The organism is Protofrankia sp. Cr2 (assembly GCF_963555885.1).
In the GTDB taxonomy this organism is placed as follows: Bacteria; Actinomycetota; Actinomycetes; order Frankiales; family Frankiaceae; genus Protofrankia.
Map to the genome: position 1 here is coordinate 278,077 of NZ_CAUVXG010000001.1, position 21,620 is coordinate 299,696.

General features: G+C 67.5%; 18 protein-coding genes, 1 tRNA gene, 1 other RNA gene and 2 riboswitches. Of the genes, 9 read left to right on the forward strand and 11 right to left on the reverse strand.

Going from position 1 to position 21,620, the window contains the following annotated elements:
* The 3 genes from U9978_RS01205 to U9978_RS01215 form a co-directional block, all read left to right on the forward strand.
* Positions 1 to 928: right-handed parallel beta-helix repeat-containing protein (locus U9978_RS01205; RefSeq protein WP_322759144.1), on the forward strand; the 928-nt coding region annotated here is incomplete at its 5' end.
* 1,520 nt (positions 929 to 2,448) lie between these two features.
* Entirely contained in the window at positions 2,449 to 3,033 is a 585-nt protein-coding gene (locus U9978_RS01210; protein ID WP_322759145.1) for a TerD family protein, read from the forward strand.
* 124 nt (positions 3,034 to 3,157) lie between these two features.
* Positions 3,158 to 4,162, forward strand: a complete 1,005-nt coding sequence (locus tag U9978_RS01215; RefSeq protein WP_322759218.1) for a zinc-dependent alcohol dehydrogenase family protein — start codon at positions 3,158 to 3,160, stop codon at positions 4,160 to 4,162.
* Positions 4,163 to 4,250: 88 nt separating this feature from the next.
* Here the strand turns inward: U9978_RS01215 and U9978_RS01220 are convergent, their stop codons facing one another.
* The 6 genes from U9978_RS01220 to ffs form a co-directional block, all read right to left on the reverse strand.
* The gene (locus U9978_RS01220) at positions 4,251 to 5,501 is read right to left on the reverse strand and encodes a Fic family protein (protein WP_322759146.1); all 1,251 of its coding nucleotides are present in this window, start codon (positions 5,499 to 5,501) and stop codon (positions 4,251 to 4,253) included.
* Between the two features lie 54 nt (positions 5,502 to 5,555).
* Positions 5,556 to 6,002, reverse strand: a complete 447-nt coding sequence (locus tag U9978_RS01225; protein WP_322759147.1) for a hypothetical protein — start codon at positions 6,000 to 6,002, stop codon at positions 5,556 to 5,558.
* A 272-nt stretch (positions 6,003 to 6,274) separates the two neighbouring features.
* Complete coding sequence (gene recR, locus U9978_RS01230; protein WP_322759148.1) at positions 6,275 to 6,871, reverse strand: recombination mediator RecR; 597 nt, start codon at positions 6,869 to 6,871, stop codon at positions 6,275 to 6,277.
* 61 nt (positions 6,872 to 6,932) lie between these two features.
* Positions 6,933 to 7,349 (reverse strand): YbaB/EbfC family nucleoid-associated protein, encoded by a 417-nt coding sequence (locus U9978_RS01235; protein ID WP_322759219.1) that lies wholly within the window; start codon positions 7,347 to 7,349, stop codon positions 6,933 to 6,935.
* Positions 7,350 to 7,426: 77 nt separating this feature from the next.
* Complete coding sequence (locus U9978_RS01240) at positions 7,427 to 9,811, reverse strand: DNA polymerase III subunit gamma and tau (RefSeq protein WP_322759149.1); 2,385 nt, start codon at positions 9,809 to 9,811, stop codon at positions 7,427 to 7,429.
* A 95-nt stretch (positions 9,812 to 9,906) separates the two neighbouring features.
* An RNA gene (gene ffs / locus U9978_RS01245) (signal recognition particle sRNA small type) lies at positions 9,907 to 10,003 on the reverse strand.
* A 193-nt stretch (positions 10,004 to 10,196) separates the two neighbouring features.
* On the opposite strand from ffs, the gene U9978_RS01250 reads away from it, so the two are divergent.
* A complete protein-coding gene (locus U9978_RS01250) occupies positions 10,197 to 10,619 on the forward strand; it encodes a TOBE domain-containing protein (RefSeq protein WP_322759150.1) in 423 nt (140 codons plus the stop codon).
* A gap of 62 nt (positions 10,620 to 10,681) precedes the next feature.
* Positions 10,682 to 10,766: transfer RNA gene (locus U9978_RS01255), tRNA-Ser, on the forward strand.
* A 348-nt stretch (positions 10,767 to 11,114) separates the two neighbouring features.
* On the opposite strand, the gene U9978_RS01260 is transcribed toward U9978_RS01255, so the two are convergent.
* The 5 genes from U9978_RS01260 to fbaA all read right to left on the reverse strand — a co-directional run bounded on the left by U9978_RS01260 (position 11,115) and on the right by fbaA (position 16,814).
* Positions 11,115 to 12,560 carry an ATP-binding protein gene (locus U9978_RS01260; protein ID WP_322759151.1) on the reverse strand — a complete coding sequence of 482 codons (1,446 nt, stop codon included), beginning with the start codon at positions 12,558 to 12,560 and terminating at the stop codon, positions 11,115 to 11,117.
* A gap of 149 nt (positions 12,561 to 12,709) precedes the next feature.
* On the reverse strand, positions 12,710 to 13,138 hold the full coding sequence (locus U9978_RS01265) for a DUF3151 domain-containing protein (RefSeq protein ID WP_322759152.1): 429 nt from the start codon (positions 13,136 to 13,138) through the stop codon (positions 12,710 to 12,712).
* A 180-nt stretch (positions 13,139 to 13,318) separates the two neighbouring features.
* Positions 13,319 to 14,050, reverse strand: coding sequence for a transglycosylase family protein (locus U9978_RS01270; protein WP_322759153.1), 732 nt, complete (start codon positions 14,048 to 14,050; stop codon positions 13,319 to 13,321).
* A gap of 6 nt (positions 14,051 to 14,056) precedes the next feature.
* A riboswitch (cyclic di-AMP (ydaO/yuaA leader) is annotated at positions 14,057 to 14,214 on the reverse strand.
* Positions 14,215 to 14,595: 381 nt separating this feature from the next.
* Entirely contained in the window at positions 14,596 to 15,309 is a 714-nt protein-coding gene (locus tag U9978_RS01275) for a transglycosylase family protein (protein ID WP_322759154.1), read from the reverse strand.
* A 71-nt stretch (positions 15,310 to 15,380) separates the two neighbouring features.
* Positions 15,381 to 15,553: riboswitch (cyclic di-AMP (ydaO/yuaA leader) on the reverse strand.
* 223 nt (positions 15,554 to 15,776) lie between these two features.
* Complete coding sequence (gene fbaA / locus U9978_RS01280; RefSeq protein WP_322759155.1) at positions 15,777 to 16,814, reverse strand: class II fructose-bisphosphate aldolase; 1,038 nt, start codon at positions 16,812 to 16,814, stop codon at positions 15,777 to 15,779.
* 784 nt (positions 16,815 to 17,598) lie between these two features.
* Between fbaA and U9978_RS01285 the strand changes: the two genes are divergently transcribed.
* From U9978_RS01285 to U9978_RS01300, 4 genes are all read left to right on the forward strand, one after another.
* Positions 17,599 to 18,360 (forward strand): CAP domain-containing protein, encoded by a 762-nt coding sequence (locus U9978_RS01285; protein WP_322759156.1) that lies wholly within the window; start codon positions 17,599 to 17,601, stop codon positions 18,358 to 18,360.
* A 321-nt stretch (positions 18,361 to 18,681) separates the two neighbouring features.
* Entirely contained in the window at positions 18,682 to 19,764 is a 1,083-nt protein-coding gene (locus U9978_RS01290; RefSeq protein WP_322759157.1) for an NAD(P)-dependent oxidoreductase, read from the forward strand.
* On the forward strand, positions 19,757 to 20,269 hold the full coding sequence (locus U9978_RS01295; protein WP_322759158.1) for a GNAT family N-acetyltransferase: 513 nt from the start codon (positions 19,757 to 19,759) through the stop codon (positions 20,267 to 20,269). The genes U9978_RS01290 and U9978_RS01295 overlap by 8 nt, the downstream gene beginning before the upstream one ends.
* Positions 20,270 to 20,503: 234 nt before the next feature.
* Positions 20,504 to 21,601: an SMODS domain-containing nucleotidyltransferase gene (locus U9978_RS01300; RefSeq protein ID WP_416210802.1), complete on the forward strand. Its 1,098-nt coding sequence runs from the start codon at positions 20,504 to 20,506 to the stop codon at positions 21,599 to 21,601.
* The last annotated feature ends 19 nt before the right edge of the window (positions 21,602 to 21,620 follow it).

Sequence of the window (21,620 nt, forward strand, 5' to 3'; positions counted from 1 at the left end):
CGCCGCGATTCCGGGGGTACCTTCGGCGCCGGCACCATTGCGGACGGTGAAGGTATCAACAGCCCAGCAGCTGACCGCCGCTCTCGCGGCAGCTCAGCCAGGAGACCTCATCGCGCTCGCGGACGGACAGTACAGCGGGCACTTCGTCGCCAACAGGCCGGCGACGGCGAAGGCTCCGATCACGGTACGTGGCTCACGCAACGCGGTGATCGACGGTGGTTCGATCGACAGCGGCTATTCCTTCCACCTCGACAACGCCGATTACTGGCGGCTGGAGGGCTTCACGATCCAGAGCGGCCAGAAGGGGGTGATGACCGATCAGACCAACGGGGCGGTCATCTCCGGGCTGCTGGTGCGCAACGTCGGGGACGAGGGCATCCACTTGCGGAACTTCTCCAGCGACAACTTCGTCGTTGGATGCGCCGTCAGCGGTACCGGCCGCAAGGAACCGGGCTTCGGGGAAGGCATCTACATCGGCACGGCCAAGTCGAACTGGGACAAGGTCAGTGGCGGGAAGCCGGACAACTCCGACCGCAACAAGATCATTGGAAACACGATCAGCGGGGTGACCGCGGAGGCGATTGACATCAAGGAGGCCACCAGCGGCGGTCTCCTGGGTAACAACACCTTCAACGGTTCGGCCATCACGGGCGACAACTCCGCGGACTCGTGGGTCGATGTGAAGGGCAATGACTGGCTCATCGAGGGCAACACCGGGGTGGACAGTCCGAAGGACGGTATCCAGACCCACGTCATCATCGATGGCTGGGGTACGGGGAACATCATTACCGGGAACAAGCTCAACGTCGACGGCCCCGGCTACGGCGTCAGCATCGACAAGCCGGACAAGACCAGCAACATCGTCTCGTGCACCAACATCGTCACCGCGGCGGCCGACGGCCTGTTCAACGTGCCCTGCACGAAATAAGAGCCGGGCGGCCAGTGCCCGGGTCCGTCATCGCGGACCCGGGCCCGTAGCCCGCTCTCGCATCCCTGACGACCAGGGGCTCGCAAACGGCCACGGTTCGCCTGGGAGCTCCTGGAAGTGGGGCGCCAGGTGGATACCGTAGACCTGCATCGGAGTGATCTTTTTGCGAACTGATCGTGCCAAGGTCTTCGCCGTATCGAGGACGGGATCGCGCCTTTCAGTTTCCAGACGGAAGATCGCTAGTATGTGGTCAGTGCGAGCAGGGGCTACCGGTCTGGTCGCTGCGTCGTCAATCTTCGTGGGTGTGTTCGTTTATGGCTCTGGTCAGTCTCCGGACCCGGGCAGCGGAGGTGTTTTCGCCGCGACGCATCCTTCCCTGGCTGTGGATTCTCAGGGGACTGGGTCTGCGCGGGGTCTTCTGGAGGAGTTGGCTGCTCACGCGGCAGGTATGACCTCTGGTGGGACGACCGGGCCATACGACTACGTCAAGGTCCAGGAGTGGACGCTGTCAACAGCTGTCCAGCATGAGCAGAGCACCTCCGTTATTCTGCCGAAGTTACACGAAAGCTGGCTCGCAGCGGACGGATCTGGTCGAGAGCGCGCCCTCAGCGGGGCCGCCGAACCGGTCGGCGTACCGTCCGCAGGCACGGCATATGAAGCGGCGCGAACGGGCAGCGATCAGATTTCGGATATCCGATACCCGCCGGTCCGATGAGAACGACCAATTTTGTCCGGACGGCGATGATCTTTTTCCTTTGACTCCACTGACGGCGAGTCGTTTGTATATGAATCGCTGCAACAGGCGCGTCAAGCCTCCCAGGCTGCAGTGGTTCTCAGCGGCGACTATGGCGGGACGATTTTTCTAACCGTTCCGGTGCGGCTGGTTCGGTGTGACGCTGAGGCACTTTTTGTCCTCGTGTCCGATCTGGATGCGGTCACCTGGATGAGTGGGGATCCAACCATCGCCACCGTGGCCTTTAAGCGGTGTCCCGTCGGATCGACGGTTGAGGGTGGAGATGGTGGAGGTCTTGTCGTCGACGGGGTGTGGACTCATCCCCATCGTCCTTGCCCAGGAACCTTCCCTGGGATGTTGATATTTCGCCACCCATCGTTCCGTTCCCTGAGTAGTCCACGGGATGTCGTAACTCGACGTTCGGTGTTACGCCGCGCCGGTCGTCCAGGCCAGGCGGACGGCATGGATCTCCGCTGGGGGTCAGGTGCTCGGAACGAGTGACCTGAGGTTTGGTGGAGATCACGTACGGTGCCGTCGGACGTGATCATGATCGTCACCGGGTGGTGCTGATGCCTGTCACCGGTTGTGGCGGGGCTCGGCCTGTACCGCACCCGACCGCGCTGGCGGTAGGCGGGTGCCCTAGCGTGTGCGAAGGTTCTTTCGTAGCTGTTAAGCCCAGGTCACGTGATCATGACCTTTTCGCGTCGCCGGAAGTCCTCAGGGTAGGTCTGTACCTGAACGGGACGATCCGCGTCGGCGCGGACCGATCAGAGGGGACGATCTAGAGATGGCCATCAGCCTCGCCAAGGGCGGCAACGTCAGCCTGACCAAGCAGGCGGCTGAGGCGGGCACGCCCCAGCTCACCGCGCTGACGGTCGGGCTCGGTTGGGATGCCCGCACCACCACCGGAACCGACTTCGACCTGGACGCCTCCGCTATCGGCGTGAAGGCCGACGGCAAGGCCCTCACCAACGAGCATTTTGTTTTTTTCAACAATCTGAAGTCCCCGGAGGGCGCCATCACCCTCACCGGTGACAATCTCACCGGCGCGGGCGAGGGGGACGACGAGTCGGTCGTCATCAACCTCGGTCAGGTACCGGCCGAAATCGACAAGATTGTCGTACCGGTGTCGATCTACGGTGCGCAGGAACGGCACCAGAACTTCGGGCAGGTGCGCAACGCCTACATCCGCGTTGTCGACCAGACCGGGACGGAACTGGTCCGTTACGACCTTTCCGAGGACTACTCCACCGAGACGGTGGTGATATTCGGCGAGGTCTATCGCAACGGTGCGGAATGGAAGTTCCGGGCGGTCGGCCAGGGCCACAACGACCTTAGCGGTCTCGCCCGTGACCACGGTGTCAACATCTGACACCTCGCGTGAGGTGACCTGTCGGTGGACGGCGATGCTCCGGCTCCCCGTCCACCGACGGGCAACGGTGGGTGATCGGTAGGTGGCGGGCGGATCTGGGAAGGTCACGGGTATGACGCCCACGATGACCGCCTGGCAGGTCACCACACCGGCGCCGGCGCCGGCGCGACCGCTGCAGCGCACGGCCCTGCCCGTGCCCGAACCCGCTGCCGGCGAGGTGCGTCTGCGGGTCGCGGCGTGCGGGGTCTGCCGTACCGACCTGCATCTCGCCGAGGGCGACCTACGGCCGCGCCGGCCCAACACGGTTCCCGGGCACGAGGTGGTCGGCTATGTCGATGCAATCGGCCCCAAGGTGGAAGACGTCGCCCCCGGTGACCGGCTGGGGATCGCCTGGCTGCGGGAGACCGACGGGACGTGCACCTACTGCCGGCGCGGCGCGGAGAACCTGTGTCTGGTCTCCCGCTACACCGGTTGGGATGCTGACGGCGGCTATGCCGAGTACGCCGTCGTCCGCGCGGACTACGCCTACCGGCTGCCTGAGGGCTACTCCGACGGCGAGCTGGCGCCGTTGTTGTGCGCCGGCATTGTCGGTTTCCGGGCGCTGCGCCGCGCCGAGCTGCCACCCGGCGGACGCCTCGGGATCTACGGTTTTGGCGCGTCCGCCCACCTGGCCGCACAGGTGGCGCTGGCGCAGGGCGCGAGGGTCCACGTTCTGACCCGGTCGCAGACGGCGCGGCAACTCGCGCTCTCGCTCGGCGCGTCGTCAGCCGCCGGGCCATACGACGCCCCGCCGGAGCCGCTGGACGCTGCGGTCCTGTTCGCCCCGGTCGGCGATCTGGTGCCTGTTGCGCTGGGAGCGCTGGACCGGGGCGGGACGTTGTCGGTCGCCGGTATCCACCTGTCCGATGTGCCGGCGTTGAGCTACCAGCGCCACCTGTTCCAGGAACGGACGGTGCGGAGCACGACCGCGAACACCCGGGCGGACGGGCGTGAGTTCCTCGAGCTTGCTCAGCGGCATCGGCTTACCGTCACGGTCCAGCCGTATCCGCTCGACCGGGCGGACGAGGCGCTGATCGACCTGGCGGCGGACCGGGTGACCGGCGCCGCGGTTCTGTTCCCGGCGGGCTGAGCACGGGCCGGCTGAGCACGGGCCGGCTATGGCCCGGCCGAGGGTCGGCTGCGGGCCGGCGGTAGCCCAGCCGAGGCCCAGCCGCGGATCAGGCCCGTTTGACGGCCCCCAGCCGGCGTTCGGCGAAAGTGAGCAGGTCGGACACCTCCCTGCTGAGGTAGCCGATGGTGCCGCGTCCGATCTGCCGTCGGCGCAGGATGCCCGCGCCGACGAGTTCCTCGGCCGCTGCCCACGCGGCCTGCACGGACACGTCCAGAATGCGCGCCGCGCTGGCCGCGGTGACCACCGGGGATCCGGGTAGGGCGGTGAGTAACCGATCGGCGGTTGACGGTTCCCGGGGCCGGTTGCGAACCACGACGGTCTGCTCCCGGCAGGCTGCCAGCCGGGTGTCCCAGGACCGGCGTAGTTCGGCGACCTCGTCCGCGAAGGCACGGGCCTCTTCGATCGCCACGACCACGGAGTCGAGGAAGAAGGTCAACCACTGGTTCAACGCGGCATGGGCGGCCCGGCCGCCGGGCGGACCGTCGTGGCAGTAGGCTGCCAGGGCCGTCACATACCGGTCGGACCGGCTCACAAAGGCGAGGCTGATCGGTAGCATGGCGGGCGTGACCAGCCCCCGCCGGGCAAGCACAGCGTGGATCAGCGTCCGCGCCACCCGCCCGTTGCCGTCGTCGAACGGTTGGATGGTCTCGAACTGGGCGTGGACGAGCCCTGCCTGGATCAACGGTGGATGGGCGTCGCCTGACGCATAGACGGCAAGATCAGTCATCAGTCTGACCACCTCGGACGGTGGCGCAGGTATGAACGCTGCGTCCAAGGGGTTCCACTCGCTCCCGCCGAGCCAGGTCTGAACCGACCGCGGGCCGGTGTGCCGGTGGCCCGGGAGCAGGGTCCGTTGCAGGTTGACAATGCCGTCCACGGTGATCGCCTCGGCTTCGGTCAGATCGGTGACCGCATGGCGAAGCGCGGCGATGTTGCGTGCGACCCGACGGGCGTTCACGCTGAAGCCCTCGACGACGCTGTCGGCACCGGCTCCGGTCGCGAACTCCGCCAGGGCGACCTGCTGGGGAGGGACGCCGATGCCCGCGATGCGTGACGATGCGACCGCCTCGGACCGCAGGAGAAAGCCGGCCAGCCGATCCAGGCTCACCATGACCGTGCCGGTCAGCGACCGGATGCCCGCCTCAACGGCGGTCGCGCGGGCGATGAGATCATCGTGGAGACTCGGCGGCGACCCGGCAAGAGGATCGGGACAGTACGGGCGGTACACCCCCATGCGGCGCCCGCGCAACGGTGCGGCCGGGTTCGGGGCCCAGAGCTGTTCCCCGTATCGACCCATCGCCGGATTCCCCTGTTTTCAGCATTTCGACACGAGCAAACTCTTCGGGTTTGCTCAACTACGACCCCGGCCCAGAAGGTGTAGCAGCCCGGCCGCGGTTGCGCTGAGCGTGGCGGCGACGAGTACATCCTGGGGTAGCAGGTCGGCGGACTCCCGCTGGATACGGCCGTGGAAGCGATCGAAACGCTTCGGCCACGGACTGCGGCCGGCGAAGTAGATGCCGATTTTGTCGGTGTCGGGAAGGCAGGCCCCGCTCATGCCGGCCAGCACTGCGAGCCTCCGGCCGGGTGGTGCGGCCGCCGTCAGAATGCCCATTGCGAGCAGACCCGCCACGCCGTCGCGTCGGGCCACCGGAATCCAGCCCAGCCCCGGGCCGGTACCCCAGTGCGGCACCATGTCCATTGCCAGGTGAGAGGCGAAACCCACCGCAAACGCGGGTATCGGCCGACGTAGTGCCGTCCCGACCAGCGCCCCTGCACCCACGTGTGCACTAATGATCATTTGCCGTGTGCTCCTGACGGTCGTAGAAGTTCATTCGTGCGCGGACGACCGGGCCGCGAACGCTATCTGGACAGGGCTGCTATTCCCGTGTGGCCACAGGCGGTGCGGAAAGAGCTGGTGACCGCGCCGCAGCTGCCGAACTCGGCAAGAGCTGCCCCACAGTAGTCGAGAGGTGTTCGCAGGCCTTCACGCGCGGCGCAGGGTCACACTGTCCCACCTCGTACAGCCACCGACCGTGGAGTATCCGGCCCGGTGGTGGCCTGGTCAGGCGTTCAGGTGACGACGCGGCGGCCTTCGAAGGCCCGACCGAGAGTCACCTCATCCGCCCATTCCAGATCGCCACCCATCGGCAGGCCACTGGCCAGGCGGGTGACCTTCAATCCCATCGGAGCGATCTGCCGAGCCAGGTAGGACGCGGTGACTTCACCCTCGGTGTTGGGATCGGTTGCGAGAATCAGTTCGGTCACCGTCCCATCGGCAAGCCGAGCGATCAGCTCCCGGATGTGCAGATCATCAGGGCCCACTCCGCCGATCGGATTGATCGCGCCGCCGAGGACGTGATAGCGCCCCCGGAACTCCCGCGTCCGCTCGATGGCGACGACGTCCTTCGACTCCTCGACGACGCAGATCTGGGCCGGATCACGTCGCTGGTCGGAGCAGATGCGGCACAGTTCCGCCTGCGCGACGTTGAAGCACAGCCGACAGAACCGGATCTTGTCCTTGATTTCGTTCAGCGTCGCCGCAAGGCGCCGCACATCGACGGGGTCCGCGGAGAGAAGATGGAAAGCGATCCGCTGCGCGCTTTTCGGGCCGATACCCGGCAGCCGGCCGAGCTCGTCGATCAGATCCTGGACGATCCCCTCGTACATCGTCACCGACCTGCCCCGACGTGGCCGCCAGGCACGAGCCAGTCGCCGATCGGCATGTCTGTCATCCCAGCCCTGGGGCTTGCAGCCTCGACCCCGACCCCGACCCCGACCCGCCTGCCAGACCTGACGGTCCGCCCGGAACACCCAGGCCGCCTAGAGCGTCGCCCAGTCCGCCGGTGACCTGGCCCATCCGCTCCGCGGCGAGTCCGCGCGCGTTGCCGGCGGCGTCCCGAACGGCCGCGAGGACGAGGTCCGCCAAGGTCTCGGTGTCGGCCGGATCGACCGCGGCGGGACTGATGATGAGATCGACCAACTCGCCGCCGCCGGTCACAGTGGCTTTCACCAGACCTCCGCCCGCGGTGCCGTCCACTCTGCTGTCGGCGAGTTCCTGCTGGGCGTTCAGCAACTCGGCCTGCATCCGCTGGGCCTGCATGAGGATCTGGCCGATGTCCGGCCCAGGTATCTGCGGGTTCGACATGTCCATGAGCCTACGTCCGGGGTCCGATGCGCCCAGGGGCCGCTGACCGAGGAATGTCCGGTCCGTCCGGCGCGCGGTCAGTCGATGGGTTGGTCGATCACGGTGGCGCCGAGATCGGCCTGCAGCAACGCCATCGCGGCCGCCTCACCCGACAGCGACGCGCCCGGGTGCGCCGGCACGTCGTCATCGCAGGCGGAGAGCTCATCATCGTCGATGTCGGCGTGGCCGGCGGCTGACGACGCTGGTGTTATCGACGTCACCGGTGCCTGTGCCGGTGGTGGGGCTGAGGATGATTCCGGGGCCGCGGGTGAACGTCGGGCCATGTCAGTGCCTGCGTGAGCGGTGGCACGACCCTCCCCCGCGGCGCGTGGACCCGGTCGGTCGGCGGGCGTTGCCCCTGGTCGGACGATTGTCGCCTCATGACGGATCTGCCCGGCCGCCGGAGTCTGCGGCGCCGGTTCGGCGGCGGCCACAGCCCGCCCGGTCGGGTGGTGCGCAGGCGTCGGTGGTCCCGGCTGGGTCGCCGGCGGCGGTGTGGCGACGGCTACAGCGTGAACCGGCCCGGCCGAGGCTCGCGGTGAGGTGGACCCGGCTGGCTCCGGCCCGGAATTCCCGTCCGGCCGGCCTGACCGACCGTTCCCACCGGGGGTTCCAGGCATACCGGTGCCCCCAGACACACCGGGGGCACCATCCGCGCCGAAGCCGTTTGATCTACCGCTGCCGCCGGGCCCGGATGTCGCACCGGTCGACCCGCCCCCCGGCGCACCGGGTGGCCCCCCCGCGGCTGCGATGGTGACCCGCCAGGTCCCGCCCAGAATCTCTGTCAAGGCGGAGCGCAGGACCTCGACATTGCTGCCCTGACCGAACATCCGGGCGATCGTCGCGACCGTGAACGCGAGGATGACTTCGTCCCCACGAACATCGGCTACTGAGGCGTACTCCTGGAGCAGGGCGTGCGTGGCGGGCTTGCGTGACCGGGCCGCGCGGAGCACGTCGTCCCAGGCCGCTCGCAATCGTCCCGCATCGCCACCGCCACCGCCGGTTGATCGCGTTGCGGCGGGGGAGAGGGGTCCGGGCGCTGGTCGTGCGCCGACCTCGCCAGCCCCGGAAATCCGGGCCGGGGCTGGCGGCTGCGCTGAGCCGGGAGCAGCTGCGGGTCCGGGCTCGGGTACCCCGGCGGCACCCGGACCCGCAACTGCGGGTGCCGCCGGCATGCGTGTGGCCGCCGGCGCTCGTCCCGGGCCGGTTGACGGTCCTAGACCGGCCGACGCCGCCGCATCATGCGGCGGAGCGGTGATGCCGCCCGTATCCGCCCGTCGTTCCAACCGCTCGAGGCGGACCAGCAACGCCGACGGGTCGGACCCGGCAGTGGGCAGCAACGCCCGCGCCATGACCAGTTCGAGCAGCAGCCGCGGGCTGGTCGTCCCGCGCATCTCCTTGAGACCTGCATGCACCACGTCCGCGGCCCGGGAAAGCTCGGCCGGGCCCATCCGGCCACACTGGCCGCGCATCCGTTCGATCTGGTCGAGTGAGTAGTTCTCCAGCAGTCCCTTGGCGGGCGCGTCCGGTACGGCCGAGAAGACGATCAGATCCCGTAGGCGTTCCAGCAGGTCCATGGCGAATCGGCGGGGGTCGTGGCCGGAGGAGACGACTTTGTCGACAACGGTGAACGAGGTGGCGCCGTCCCGGGCGGCAAGGGCGTCGACCGCTTCGTCCAGCAGGACGCCGTCGGTCATCCCGAGTAACGCCACCGCCCGATCGTAGCCAAGGCCATCCGGCCCCGCGCCGGCGAGCAACTGGTCGAGTACGGACAGAGAGTCACGGACGGAGCCTGCGCCGGCTCGTACCACCAGCGGTAGTACCGCCGGATCGACGTCAACCCCTTCCGACGCGCAAACGGACGTGAGGTGGTCGCGCAATGCTCCGGGTGGGACGAGCCGGAACGCGTAGTGGTGGGTTCGGGAGCGGATGGTGGCGATGACCTTGTCGGGTTCGGTGGTCGCGAACACGAACTTCAGGTAGGGCGGTGGCTCCTCGACGACCTTGAGCAAGGCGTTGAAAGCCGCCGCGGTGACCATGTGGGCCTCGTCGACGACATACACCTTGAACCGCGCCGAGGCCGGCGCGAAGAACGCGCGTTCCCGCAGGTCGCGGGCATCGTCCACAAGCCCGTGGGAGGCGGCGTCGATCTCGGTGACGTCCATGGACACACCGCGTCGGATCGACACGCACTGCTCGCATACCCCGCACGGCTCGGGCGTCGGCCCGTTCACGCAGTTCAGGGAGGCGGCGAGGATGCGCGCGGACGACGTCTTGCCGCAGCCGCGCGGACCGCTGAACAGGTAGGCGTGGTGGATGCGGCCCGTCTGCAACGCCTGCATGAGGGCACCGGTCACGTGCTCCTGACCGACGACCTGGGCGAAGGTCGCTGGACGGTACCGGTTGTACAACGCGCCGCTCACATGATCACCGACCTACTCCGTCGATCACTCGCTTCGTCAGCACGCTGGGCGTTGCCCGGGATCAAGGCCGTCGCCGGGTTCGCGGCCCCCGCGAAGAGGACGACCCCTCGCGCACCCGCCAGAGCCTGCTTACCCTTGCTGCCTTCCGGCCCTGGGGGGGTTCACGAGGGTGACGCCGCGCGAGGGGTCTGCCAGTGAGTCTAAGGCCTGTCGGATGGATCTTCAGCAGCGCATCGGTAGCCCGAAAGCCGTCATCAGCCAGCCAGGCATACTTACTGAAATCCATCTATAGCGTCCGTCGGGACGGCTGGCCGAATGCCTTGCGTGTGAAGGTGGTGGCAGCCCGACCACCAACGATGTCCAGGAAGCGCCGGTGAGGTCGAACATGAGTGTCAGCATCCGCAACCAGATTGTTGGAACCGTTACTGCCGTCACCTCCGGTGTGGCGATGGCGACTGTCGAGATCCGTCTGGTCGGCGGTCCGGAGGTGACCGCCGCGGTCACCGCGGTGTCGATTAAGGATCTTGTTCTCGCGGAAGGCTCTCAGGTTCGGATCATGGTCAAGTCCACCGAGGTTGCGCTGGCCACGGGTTCCGTGTCGGGTCTGAGTATCCGCAACCGGCTTCCCGGAACGATCATCGGGATCGACGTAGGCGGTGCGATGGCGGTGGTGAAGGTTGCCCTCGATGGAGGCGGTGAGATTATTGCGGCGATCACCAAGGCTGCCGTCGTCGACCTCGGTCTTGTCTCAGGCGTCGCCGTCACGGCGCTGATCAAGTCCACGGAGATCTCGATCGCATCCCTCTGATCCAGCAGGGATCTTGCTGGCCGTCGGCTCCCTTGTCCCCTGGATCCGATAGGCTTGTCAGCGGAGGATTCGCCTAGTGGCCTAGGGCGCACGCTTGGAAAGCGTGTTGGGGGCAACCCCTCGAGAGTTCGAATCTCTCATCCTCCGCCGTGTGCTACCAGGCATTCTGTCGAGCCGATCATTATCGGCCGGCTCGACAGTCGGTCATCTGGTCTCAGTTCTGGTCTTACTTGGCCCCGTCGGCGGACGCCGGGCCGTCCCACAGCAACCGGTTCAGGCGCTCGGCCACGTCCTTAAGCACCGGGTCCGTGATGTGATCCTCTCCGCGTGGCGTGCGCGTCAGGCCGAGCGGTTGGTCGCTGAGGCTGAAGCTCTTGCCGCAGACCCGGCCGACCGGGCTGAGGCGCGGGCTGTGCTTTCGGACATGGAGCCACTGCGTGCGCGGTGACGTGTGACCGCATCCGGGGCAGGGGCAGGGGCCTGCCGCGAGTCCGGTCAGGCCGGAGAGAAGATGTCGGCTGCGGTGACGGTGAGGACTCCCGTCGGTGGGTTCCGGATCTCCTCGCGGGCGCAGAGAGCAAGGCGCACCGCTTCGGAACGGCCTGTCACATTCTGGCTGGCAGCTGGGCCGGCATCGTCGTCGTCCGGTAGCTGCGCCACGGGCCGGCCGGGCGCCAGGGCGCGAGCCTTTTCCTGCAGGTCAGCGGCGAGCCTGCGGCCGTCGACACTGCGGGTCCATTTCGCCTCCCCGGCAAGCACCGGACGCCGCTCCCGGCCGGCGAGGACGACCGCGTCTATCTCGTCCTGACCGCCAGTTCCCCAGTAGGGCCCGATCGCCACGACGTCCGGCCCCAGCGAACCGGAGACCGCGAGCCGTCGCAGATGCTCCCGGAACGCCTCTTCCCAGGGAGCGCCGAAATGGTCGTCAAGGCTTCTGACCAGGACGGGCAGCAGCGCCTCCCCGAGACCGCGGTCGATCTCGGCACGGAAGCGGGAGAGCACCCCGAGATAGAAGGCGAGGAAGTTGTCGGCAATGCGGTAGACACGGCGCCGGCTGCGAGCCGTGTCGGTCACCGGCATTACCCGGTCGACGAGCCGCAGCTCGATGAGCCGGTCCAGGGTGCGGGCCGGCTCAGCCCGGATATGATCCTTGATCTCGTTGTACTGTGTGCGGCCCGCGGCGATGGCATGCAGCACCGCTGCCGGGTACTCACCGTGTTCGACCTCGGTTGCCAGCACGAGTTGTCCCTCGGTGAGCAGCGACGCCCCCGGCCGGCAGGCCAGCCGCCGCAGGTTGTCGGTGACGTCCGCGTTCTGGTCCCACCAGGACAGGTACAGCGGTACTCCGCCGACCAGCCCGTACACGAGGGCCCGGTTGGCCGGGGTGAGCTCGGGCAGCATCAGGGCGGCCTCGTGCGGGCGGAACGGATGCAGCGACAGTGACAGGTCGAACCGACCGTAGAGCGGCGCCCGTTGTTCCTGCAATGCGGTCATGTGCCGCACCGCCGATCCACACAGCAGCAGCCGTAGCTTGGTCCTGCCGGCCACGCGGTCAAGAAAGGCCCGCAGCACTCCTGGAAGATCCGGCGAGGTCGCAACAATCTCCGGGAACTCGTCCAGTACCACGAGAAGCGGCTCTCGCTCCGCCGCTGCTGCCAGGTCGTCGAACGCGTCGTCCCAGTCGGAATACGGGCGTGCGAGCAGGTCCCGGAACCGCCCGGGGATGCCGTCCGCGACCTGACGGGACAGCTGCGTCAGCTCTCCCGATGCCGCGCGACCGGCACCCGTGTGGAAGATCGACCGTCGACCGCCGGCGAAGCGGTGCAGCAGGGCGGTTTTGCCGACTCTGCGTCGCCCCCATATTACCGCTGGTCGCGGGTCGGTCGAGGTCCACCAGCGCTCCAGTGCGGCAAGCTCCTCGACGCGATTGACGAACGCCATCCTGCCCCTGCTTACCTCGCACGCTACTTACATCACCTGTAACTTACCTCGGATGTCAGTAAGAGCGCCCGGCCCCGCGACGCCGCGTCCCCTATTGTCGGTCGCTCTAAGCCACCAAGCGGGCAGCAGGGTGGTCCCGGTCCACGTCCCTATTTAAGGCCAAGCACCTCGGCCGCTTCGGGATCGCTGTCGGCGAGGAAGTCCCGGCAGCGGGTGGCCTCCTCGGCCTCACCGATGGCGGCGGCGGCGCGACTGAGCGCCGCGAGCGCGCGTAGGAAGCCCTGGTTGGCCTCGTGGGACCACGGGATCGGCCCATGCCCGTGCCAGCCGGCGCGACGAAGCTGGTCCAGGCCGCGGTGGTATCCGGTCCGTGCGTAGGCGTAGGCCGTGACCGCCGCGTCTGCATCCAGGGCGCGTTCGGCCAGCATCGCCCAGGCGAGGCTTGAGTCCGGGAAGCGACCGGCGACCGTCTCCGGGGTCTCGCCGGCGCCGAGCGCTTTGGCGGCAGCCGGATCGAGAGTGAGTTTTGTCGGGGGCGGACCGTCAAGGAGATCCGGCCGTCCAGGGGATGTCGTCATGGGGTCCATCCTGCCGGATCCCGGTTGCACTGTGCCGAGTGGGGATCGGTCGAAACAGGTTCTCACGCGGCGGACCCGGTGGGAGGGGGGTGGGCCATCGGGTCCGCCGCGTGATCAGGGTTCGAAGGCGAATCCGCCTTCGAACAGTCATGGGATGTTACGGGATACGAACCCCTGAGATCACAGGGCGGACGGGCTGGTGACGGTGATGTCCCAGAGGTTCTTACCGACCACACCGGTCTGTCCGTCGTCGACCCTCGTCAGGTAGCTGTACAGCGATGCGAGGCCCTGGGACTCCCCGCCGAAGCGGCCGTCCACCTGTAGAATGAATTTCTTCTCGCGCATCGTGTTCTGCCAGACGTAGGCGTCAGCGCGCACCTGTCCGGCCAGAGCGGTGGAAAGCGTCGTACCGGTGAAGTTCGACGATTCCAGCTGCGCCTTCGCACGGTCCAAGGTCATTGCGGGCTGCGCCGGAGCGATCGCCTGCTGGACTGCCGCGACGTTGGGCACCGTTGTCGGCACCTGCGGCGCCGGGCCGTTGTTGGTCAGACCCATCTTGACCGAGCAGGATGGCCACGGGGACCAACCGCGAGAGTTGTAGAGCTTGTGGGCTGCATCGTCCTGCAGCGCCGGCGGGGCGTCACTGGGGAGACCGGCATAGCCGAGACCGTGCCAGGTTCCGGCGTCGAACTGGTAAGCGCCGTAGAACCCGTTACCGGTATTGATGTGATAGTTGCCGCCGGACTCGCACTGGCGGAGTTTGGCGAAGTCGTCGGCGGTCGCAGCGCCTGCGGGACTGGCCGCGACGGCGAGACCACTGCCCACGAGTGCTGTGACAGCACCGGTGGTACGCAGGACCTTGACTGCGGTGGACGACTGTTGCGGGGCGCGGTGCCTGCCGACAGACGGCATGTGGGTCGGTCCTTCCCGTCGCCTACGAGGTGAGCTGTCGGGTGCGGGCTGGGAACATGCCCGGCCGGTGACGCCGATGGGCGTCGCAGGCTTTACCCCAAGGACACCGGTGGTCGGTATCCGAATGTGGTTCCCCCGATCCCGTCCGTGCGGCTTCGCGGTAGGTCCTGCCGCGGCGGGCGGGGACGGGATTCGGCGTCCGTCCGTGCGGCCTCGCCGATCTGGCGAGTGGGGAGGACTCTAGCGAGCCTGGCCCTTTCGAAGCAAATCGGGGTGTCGGATGAACTACACGGACCCGACTTTCATCACCCGAATGGGCTACGTGGCCGAAAGAGAACACTCTACCCGGCGATTGGGGCGACCCCGCCGGGGGGTCGTTTGTGCTGGCTTTCCGTAACGCCGAGTGATCGGGCCGGTCGCCGTAGTGCTTTTCTGTTGTGTTTGTTGTCACGCGGGTGGGACCGGCCCGACTCGTCCTCGCGGGGTCTATATCAGTTCGTGGCCATCAGTTCGTGACCATCAGCTGCAGACCTTCCTGCTGCGCCTCAGCTGAAAGTGGCCCCCCAGGTCTCCGGCCCACAGATTCCGTCGACCGCCAGGCCCTTGTCGGCCTGCAGGCGGCTGGCCGCGCCGGCCGACTCGGGTCCGTACCGGCCGTCAATCTGGATCTTGTAACCAAGACTGTTCATCTGGTTCTGCCACGACAGCACGTCCGATCGCACCTGATCGACGAGGCCGGGGGTCAAGGGCGTCGCGTCAGCGGAAGTCGACGAGGTGTCCGCACTCACCGTGCGCGATTCCCAACGCGAGGCACCGTTCCTGCCATATGAGCGCGCCTGTGACGAGCCGGTGTCGGATGAACTCGAATCCGGTGCGCTGGTGTCCGGTGCGCTGGCGCCGGAGGTGCCGGTATGTGCGGGAGCAGCGCCGGCTGGGCTGGCGCCAGCCCCGAGCTGGTCGGCGCCCATGCCCTTGCCGCAGACAGGCCACTGGCTGAAGCCGGAGCGGGCGGCGAGCTTGATCGCGGCCTCATCCTGGGTGCCGGGGGAGGCACTGCTGGGCAGGCCGGTGTAGCCGAGGCCTTGCCAGGTGCCCAGCGAGAACTGGTAGGCGCCGTAGTAGCCGTTGCCGGTGTTCGCCCCATAGTCACCGCCTGACTCGCATTGGCGAAGCCCCTCCCACGTGGTGGCGGCGCTGGCCGGTTGTGACATCGCGATGCCGCCACCGATCGCGGCGACCAGGGCCGGGGTCACCACCATGGCTCGGGTACGGACCCGGGCGCGGCGAACTCCACGATGTCGACCACGAGAACGTGTACTGGACATATTGGTAATGCCCTTCCCCACGCCTGCGAGGTGAGCTGTCGGATTCGGGCTGGGACTGCCCGGCCGCTTTCACGGCTTCACCCCGAGGACGCCCGATATCGACGTCCGAAAGTGGGTCCCCCGTTCCTGCCGCAAGTTTGGTTTTCGTCGAGCGAGGGCAGGATTCGGCGTGCCGCCCGACGTGTCCCCGCCGTATCGACGGGCACGGCGCAGACCATAACCAGAATTGCTGGTGGCTGAACAAGCCGTGAATGCGGTTCGTGAGTATGAGCACATCGCGCTGTCCACTCTTGCCGTGCCTCGAGATCGACTGCTAACGCGCGCATGCATGTGCTCAGCTGGTTTGCCCGCGGCCGCCGGAGGCGCGAAAAGTGATGTCGCGCCTCCTTTGGCCGGATGGGTCAGCCGGTCAACGAACGCCCCGCCGAGCGCAGGTCTGCGCAGGCCTGCACGACACGGGCGGCCATACTGGACTCGGCTGCTTTGCCGTAGCTGCGTGGGTCGTACTGCTTCTTCACACCGACCTCTCCGTCCACTTTCAGCACGCCGTCGTAGTTCTTGAAGACATGGTCGACGATAGGTCGAGTGAATGCATACTGGGTGTCGGTGTCCACATTCATCTTGACAACGCCGTAGTCCAGCGTCTCGCGGATTTCGGCCAGGTCGGAACCGCTACCGCCGTGAAACACCAGGTCGAACGGCTTGGCGTCGGCTGGCAGGCCGAGCTGCTGCGCGACATACTGCTGCCCGTCCCGAAGGATGCTCGGACGGAGTTTCACATTGCCCGGCTTGTACACACCGTGCACATTTCCGAAGGTTGCGGCGAGCATGTAGCGGCCCCGTTCGCCGGTGCCGAGGACCTCGGCGGTGCGCCACATGTCCGTCGGCGTGGTGTAAAGTTTCTCGTCGATCGCACCGACGACACCGTCCTCCTCGCCACCGACGACACCGATCTCCACTTCCAGGATGATCTTTGCCTGGTGACATTCGATCAGGAGGCCGTCGGCAATCTTGAGATTCTCCTCCAGCTCGACTGCCGATCCGTCCCACATATGTGAGTGGAACAGCGGATCCCGCCCTTCGCGGAGAACCCGCTCCTTGGAGATCGCAAGCAGGGGGCGCAGATAGGCGTCGAGTTTGTCCGCAGGGCAGTGGTCGGTGTGCAGGGCGATGTTGACCGGGTACGCTTTGGCGACATGGTGGGCGAACTCGGCGAGTGCCTGTGCGCCGAGGACCATGTTCTTCACCCGGGTGCCGGAGAGGAACTCGGCGCCGCCGGTGGAGACCTGCACGATGCCGTCGCTGCCGGCATCGGCGAAGCCCTTCAGCGCGGCATTCAGGGTCTCCGACGACGTAACGTTGATCGCAGGGTAGGCGAATGCCTCGGTCTTGGCCCGGTCAAGCATCTGTGCGTAGACGTCCGGGGTGGCGATGGGCATGGTTGTGGCTCCTGTGGGCAGTCGGAGTTGCGTGTCCGTTTGGTTGACAATGGACCGATTTGGATATGAACAGCGGGCTGGAAGTTGCGCGAAGGATACGATGATCGAGCCTGCGGGGGCAGGCAGACCCGAACTGTGCGAGTGCGGATGGCCTGTCCGGAGCGGCGCTCTATGCCGTCATCGTCACGCTCGTATTCGTCGACAGCGGCATCCTCGTCGTTTTCTGGCTGCCTGGTGACACGATCCTGGTCGCCGCCGGCCTGCTCGCGGCCGACCCGGATGCGGGCGTGTCGTCTGGTGCCTCCACGCCCGGGATCCCGCTGGTCGCGACCGCTGGCGCCGTAGTGGGTCATGTTACCGCGCTGCCCTTGGGTCGGCCCTGTCTCGAACGGCGTCACGGCTGGATACTTGCCCGTGCTGATGCGTTCTACCAGCGCTTTGGCACTCTGGCTCCGGATGCGGCCCGGTTTGTCCCACAAGCGCGGACGTTTGCCCCTGTCGTTCGCGGGCGCTCCTAGGCGTCACCCCGGGCAGCAGGCCAGGGCCGTTGGTCGCCCGTCCGACACGGCATGTCGTCGGGCGGATCCGGGATGGCGCTGTACTGGCCTGATCTGCTCATGACTATTCGGTAAAAAGCGATACCGGATGGCTCACCGTGCCTAGTACTCGCTACCCTTGTCCCGGATGGAGGGGACACAGCGCGGGGGGGACCGACCACACGGAAGGTTCCATGGTTCGACATCGCAAGCACCGCCGTTCCCGGCCGGGATGGTCCGGTGCCGTTATGGCAGTTTTCGTTTTCGTTCTCGCCACCGTCGGGTTGCTCTTGGCCCAGGTCGTCCACGGGGGAGGGCCTGCAGCCGCGAAGAGCTCGGCGGCCTCGTCCCCGGCGCTGGTGTCGTCGACGTCCCCGGTTGATCCCGCGCAGCGGTCTGTATCGCCACAGGTCGTCGATCGCGGCACGGTTGGCGAGAACGTTCATAGGCGCGCCGCTGTCAAGCCTGACGCGTGGCCGTGGATGGAGTCGCCCGCACCGAGCTCGCCGTCGTCCGCACCGGTCGCGCCCGTCACAGCGAGCGGCTCGGCGTCCACAGCCGCAACGGTCGCACCTCCCAGGCCGGTCACGCCGGCTACACCGGCCGCCGTCGCCGAGCAGACATCGGCAAACCCGGCGTCCCAGGTGGTAGCGCTCACGAACGCAGAACGAGCCAAGGCCGGCTGCGCTCCGTTGACCGTCGACTCCAGGTTGACCGCCGCGGCGCAGGCGCACAGCGACGACATGGCGACGCATAACTACTTCAGCCACACGAGCCAGGACGGTCGCACGCCGTTTCAACGGATGGCTGCTGCCGGGTACCAGTTCTCGATCGCCGCGGAGAACATCGCCGCTGGGCAGCGCACTCCTACCGATGTCATGACGGGCTGGATGAACAGCACCGGGCACCGGGAGAACATCCTCAACTGCTCGTTGAAGCAGATCGGCGTCGGCTACGGCACCGGGGGCAATTACGGGGTGTACTGGACACAGGACTTCGGGACGCCGTAGAAGCGATTAGAGCGCCACTCATTGTGAGGTGCCGGCGGTTGCCGTGCGGACGCCCGCGCTTCACCGGGCCGGCGGTCGCGTTCGGGTCGTCGCGGCCGCCGGTGCCTGAAACCAGTTACTCTTGGGCTCCGATCACGTAGGGTCGATATCGTGCGACCGGAGCGACCCGTCTGCGTGCTCGGCGTGACGGTACGTTAGTCCTATCCGAATAGACCTTGATGTATCCGGGTGTCGTCCGGGCGGGGAACCCGGTGGATCGTGGATCGATCTTCCGGGAAGGCTGATCCCCGGGACCGGGGATCGGTCGGGTAGGTCCCAGGGGTGAGAGGGGGCGACGTGGCTCGCGCGGTGGTCACCGGCGCCGGGGGATTCATCGGGGACGCGGTCGTGCACGAGTTCCGCCGACGCGGCTACGACGTTGTGCCGATAGACGTCCGCCGTGGTCCCGGCATCGTCGTGGCCGACGTCACCCATCCCGGTGACTGGGAGAAACTGCTCATCGGGGCGGATCTCGTCGTGCACGCGGCGGCTGTCGGCACGGGTGGCGGCGGCGAGCTGACCGCGGTCCGAGCCGGCGTGCCGAGCCGGCCGATTCGGGTTGCGGACAGTGAAATGCGTAGGATCACGGTAGCCGGCACCGCTGGCGTGTTGGACGCATGTCACCGTGCTGGCGTCGGTCGCGTTGTTCACATGTCCTGTGTGAGTGTGCTGGGCAGTTCCTTCCCGGCCGACGCTGACGAGGCTGTGCCCGTCACCATGACGGGTCTGGCGCGGGCTGACGCGCTGGCTGCGGCCGAGTACACAGCTGTGGCCGCAGCCTCCCGCGGGCTGGCGGTGACAGTGCTACGGGTCGGCGACGCGTACGGACCACGGGCCGGCCGATGGACGCTGTGGCCGCTGCTGCTGTTGCGGGCTGGCCGCTTCGTCCTGGTGGACTCCGGTCGCGGGATCCTGAGCCCCGTCCACGTCGACGATCTGGTTTCGGCGGTCGCCGCGGTCGTGGACTCCCCGGCGACGGTTGGTGAGATTCTGCATGTCACGGGTGGTGCGGGTGTTTCGGCATCCGACTTCTTCGGCCGGTACGCGCGGATGGCCGGCGTGGCCTTGCCGGGCTCGGTGCCGGCGGCGCTGGTTCGTGCGCTCGACTCGGCGGACCGGCTGCTGGTCGGGCGTGGGTGGTTGTCCGGGCGGATGAGCTCGCGCCTCCATCCCCGAGCCTATGTTGATCGTGGCCCCCTCGCGCTGGCTGAGCTGGCCCGAACGGGCACCTACTCGATCGCCAAGATCGGCCACCTGGCCGGCTGGCAGCCCCGCGTCAGTCTCGACGAGGGGATGGCTCGTACCGAGGTGTTGCTGCGGGAGCGGGGACTGCTCGGCGTTGTGGAGCCCGCCCGCCGTGGGTGAAGGGCCGACCCTGACGACATCCAGGTTGCTTGCGCTTCCCCTGACGGTGTGGAACGCCGGCTTCGTGGCCGAGGAGCTGGGACCGGTGCTCGCGGGTGCGTGCCTGCACCAGGCTCAGGGGATTGCCGTCGACGTGGCCGATGATCCGACCGATGCGTTACGGCGGGATCTGCGTCGCCGGGCCGGCGCAGGTCGCGGCGTGATGACCTGGACGGTGCGTGGTGAGGACTCGGTGGCTGTCGGTCTGCTGGCGGTGGACGCCTTCGACCGACGGGCGCTGGTGTCGGTGTCCATCGGGCGTCCCTACCGGCGGCGGGGGTACGCGACAGAGGCTCTGCGGGCGCTGGCCGGCTGGCTGGAGTTCCGTGGCCAGGTGGTCGTCGAGGCCCGGGTGCGCGTCGGTGACCGAACGGCTGAGCGCCTGGCCGTGGCGACCGCATTCATACCTGCGGACATCGTGCTGTCCGGTGGCTGGCGGGTCTGGTTCCGGCCGCCCCCTCCGTAGCGTCACATCCGCTGTCTCGCCACTTCCGTGATTCCACTGGATCTGTGACCTTAAGTAACCGGACTGGCCCCGATGTTTACCCCGCCGCGGGATGCGGCACCATAGATGCGATGTCGCGAATGGGACGGTGTGAGCCAGCCGCCCAGTTCACGCGTCCGTGTCGGTTGGCCATCGGCGCGTGTCATGGATGGGGGACCGTACGGTTGGCGCGAAGGCGCCTGGGAGGTTCTCAGAGTGAGCGTGGAAACCCGGCATGAAGTCGCACCCACGGACAGTCCGGACGAGCCAGGCCCTATGCGGCCGCGCGGGTCTGAGGTCACATATGATCATCTGATCATTCCGCCGCACTGGCGCCGTTCGGACGAGTCCGGGCCAGGAGCGCACAACCCGCTGTTCCCGGATGATCCAGGGGTCGGTCCGCTCAATCCGCAGACCGGTCCCATCACAGGTGCCATGACCGGTCCCCTGCTGGTGGGCACGACCGCTCGCGCCTTCGCCAAGCTCGACGACCTGATCCGTCTCAACGCCGACGACCGCGCGGTCATCGACGCCCGTCGGGACGACGCCGAGCAGGCCCTACGGGCGATCTTCCCACCACGCTGCACGCTTCCGCTGGTCGGTGTGGCTACCATCGGTTCCGCGGGGCGTGACACGATGATCCGCCCGCTGGACGAGGTTGACATCTTCGTGGTGTTCAGCGCCGCGAACAGCGCCTGGAAGCGCTTCCGCTGGGACTCACGTGACCTGCTGCTCTGTGTTCGCAACGCGATCGGTGGCGAGCGTATCCAGACGATCGGCACGCGTGGTCAGGCCATGCGCATCGTCTACAACTCGGCGCCGGACGTCCATCTCGTGCCTGCCTTCGACCATCCACGGGCCGGTTACGTCATGCCCGACTGCGTCGGGGGCTGGCTGCCGACCCGTCCGGAGCGGCACGCGAGCTGGATGGCGGATGCCGGCCCCCGGGTCGCCTCGGCGGTTCGGCTGCTCAAGGCGTGGAATCGGGTCTGCGGCAGCCATCTGCGTTCGTTCCACCTGGAGGCGCTCGCGGGCAAGGTTCTGATCAACCGTGGGCTGAACACCCGGCAGGCGCTGGCGGAGGTTTTCCGGCACGTCGAGAAGAAGGGGTTCACCGCCTACGACCCGGCGGAGGTCGGCGGCGACCTGTCGACCTACCTGCAGGAGGACGACTGCGACGCCCTCGCGGAGTCGGTGCGGTTCGCGCGCGTCCACGCTGACGATGCTGTTGAGGCGGAGCAGGCCGGTCGGCACGAGGATGCCGTCAACCTGTGGCGGCAGGTCTTCGGGCCGGAGTTTCCGACCTTCGGCTAAGAGCGCCCCTATTGCCGGG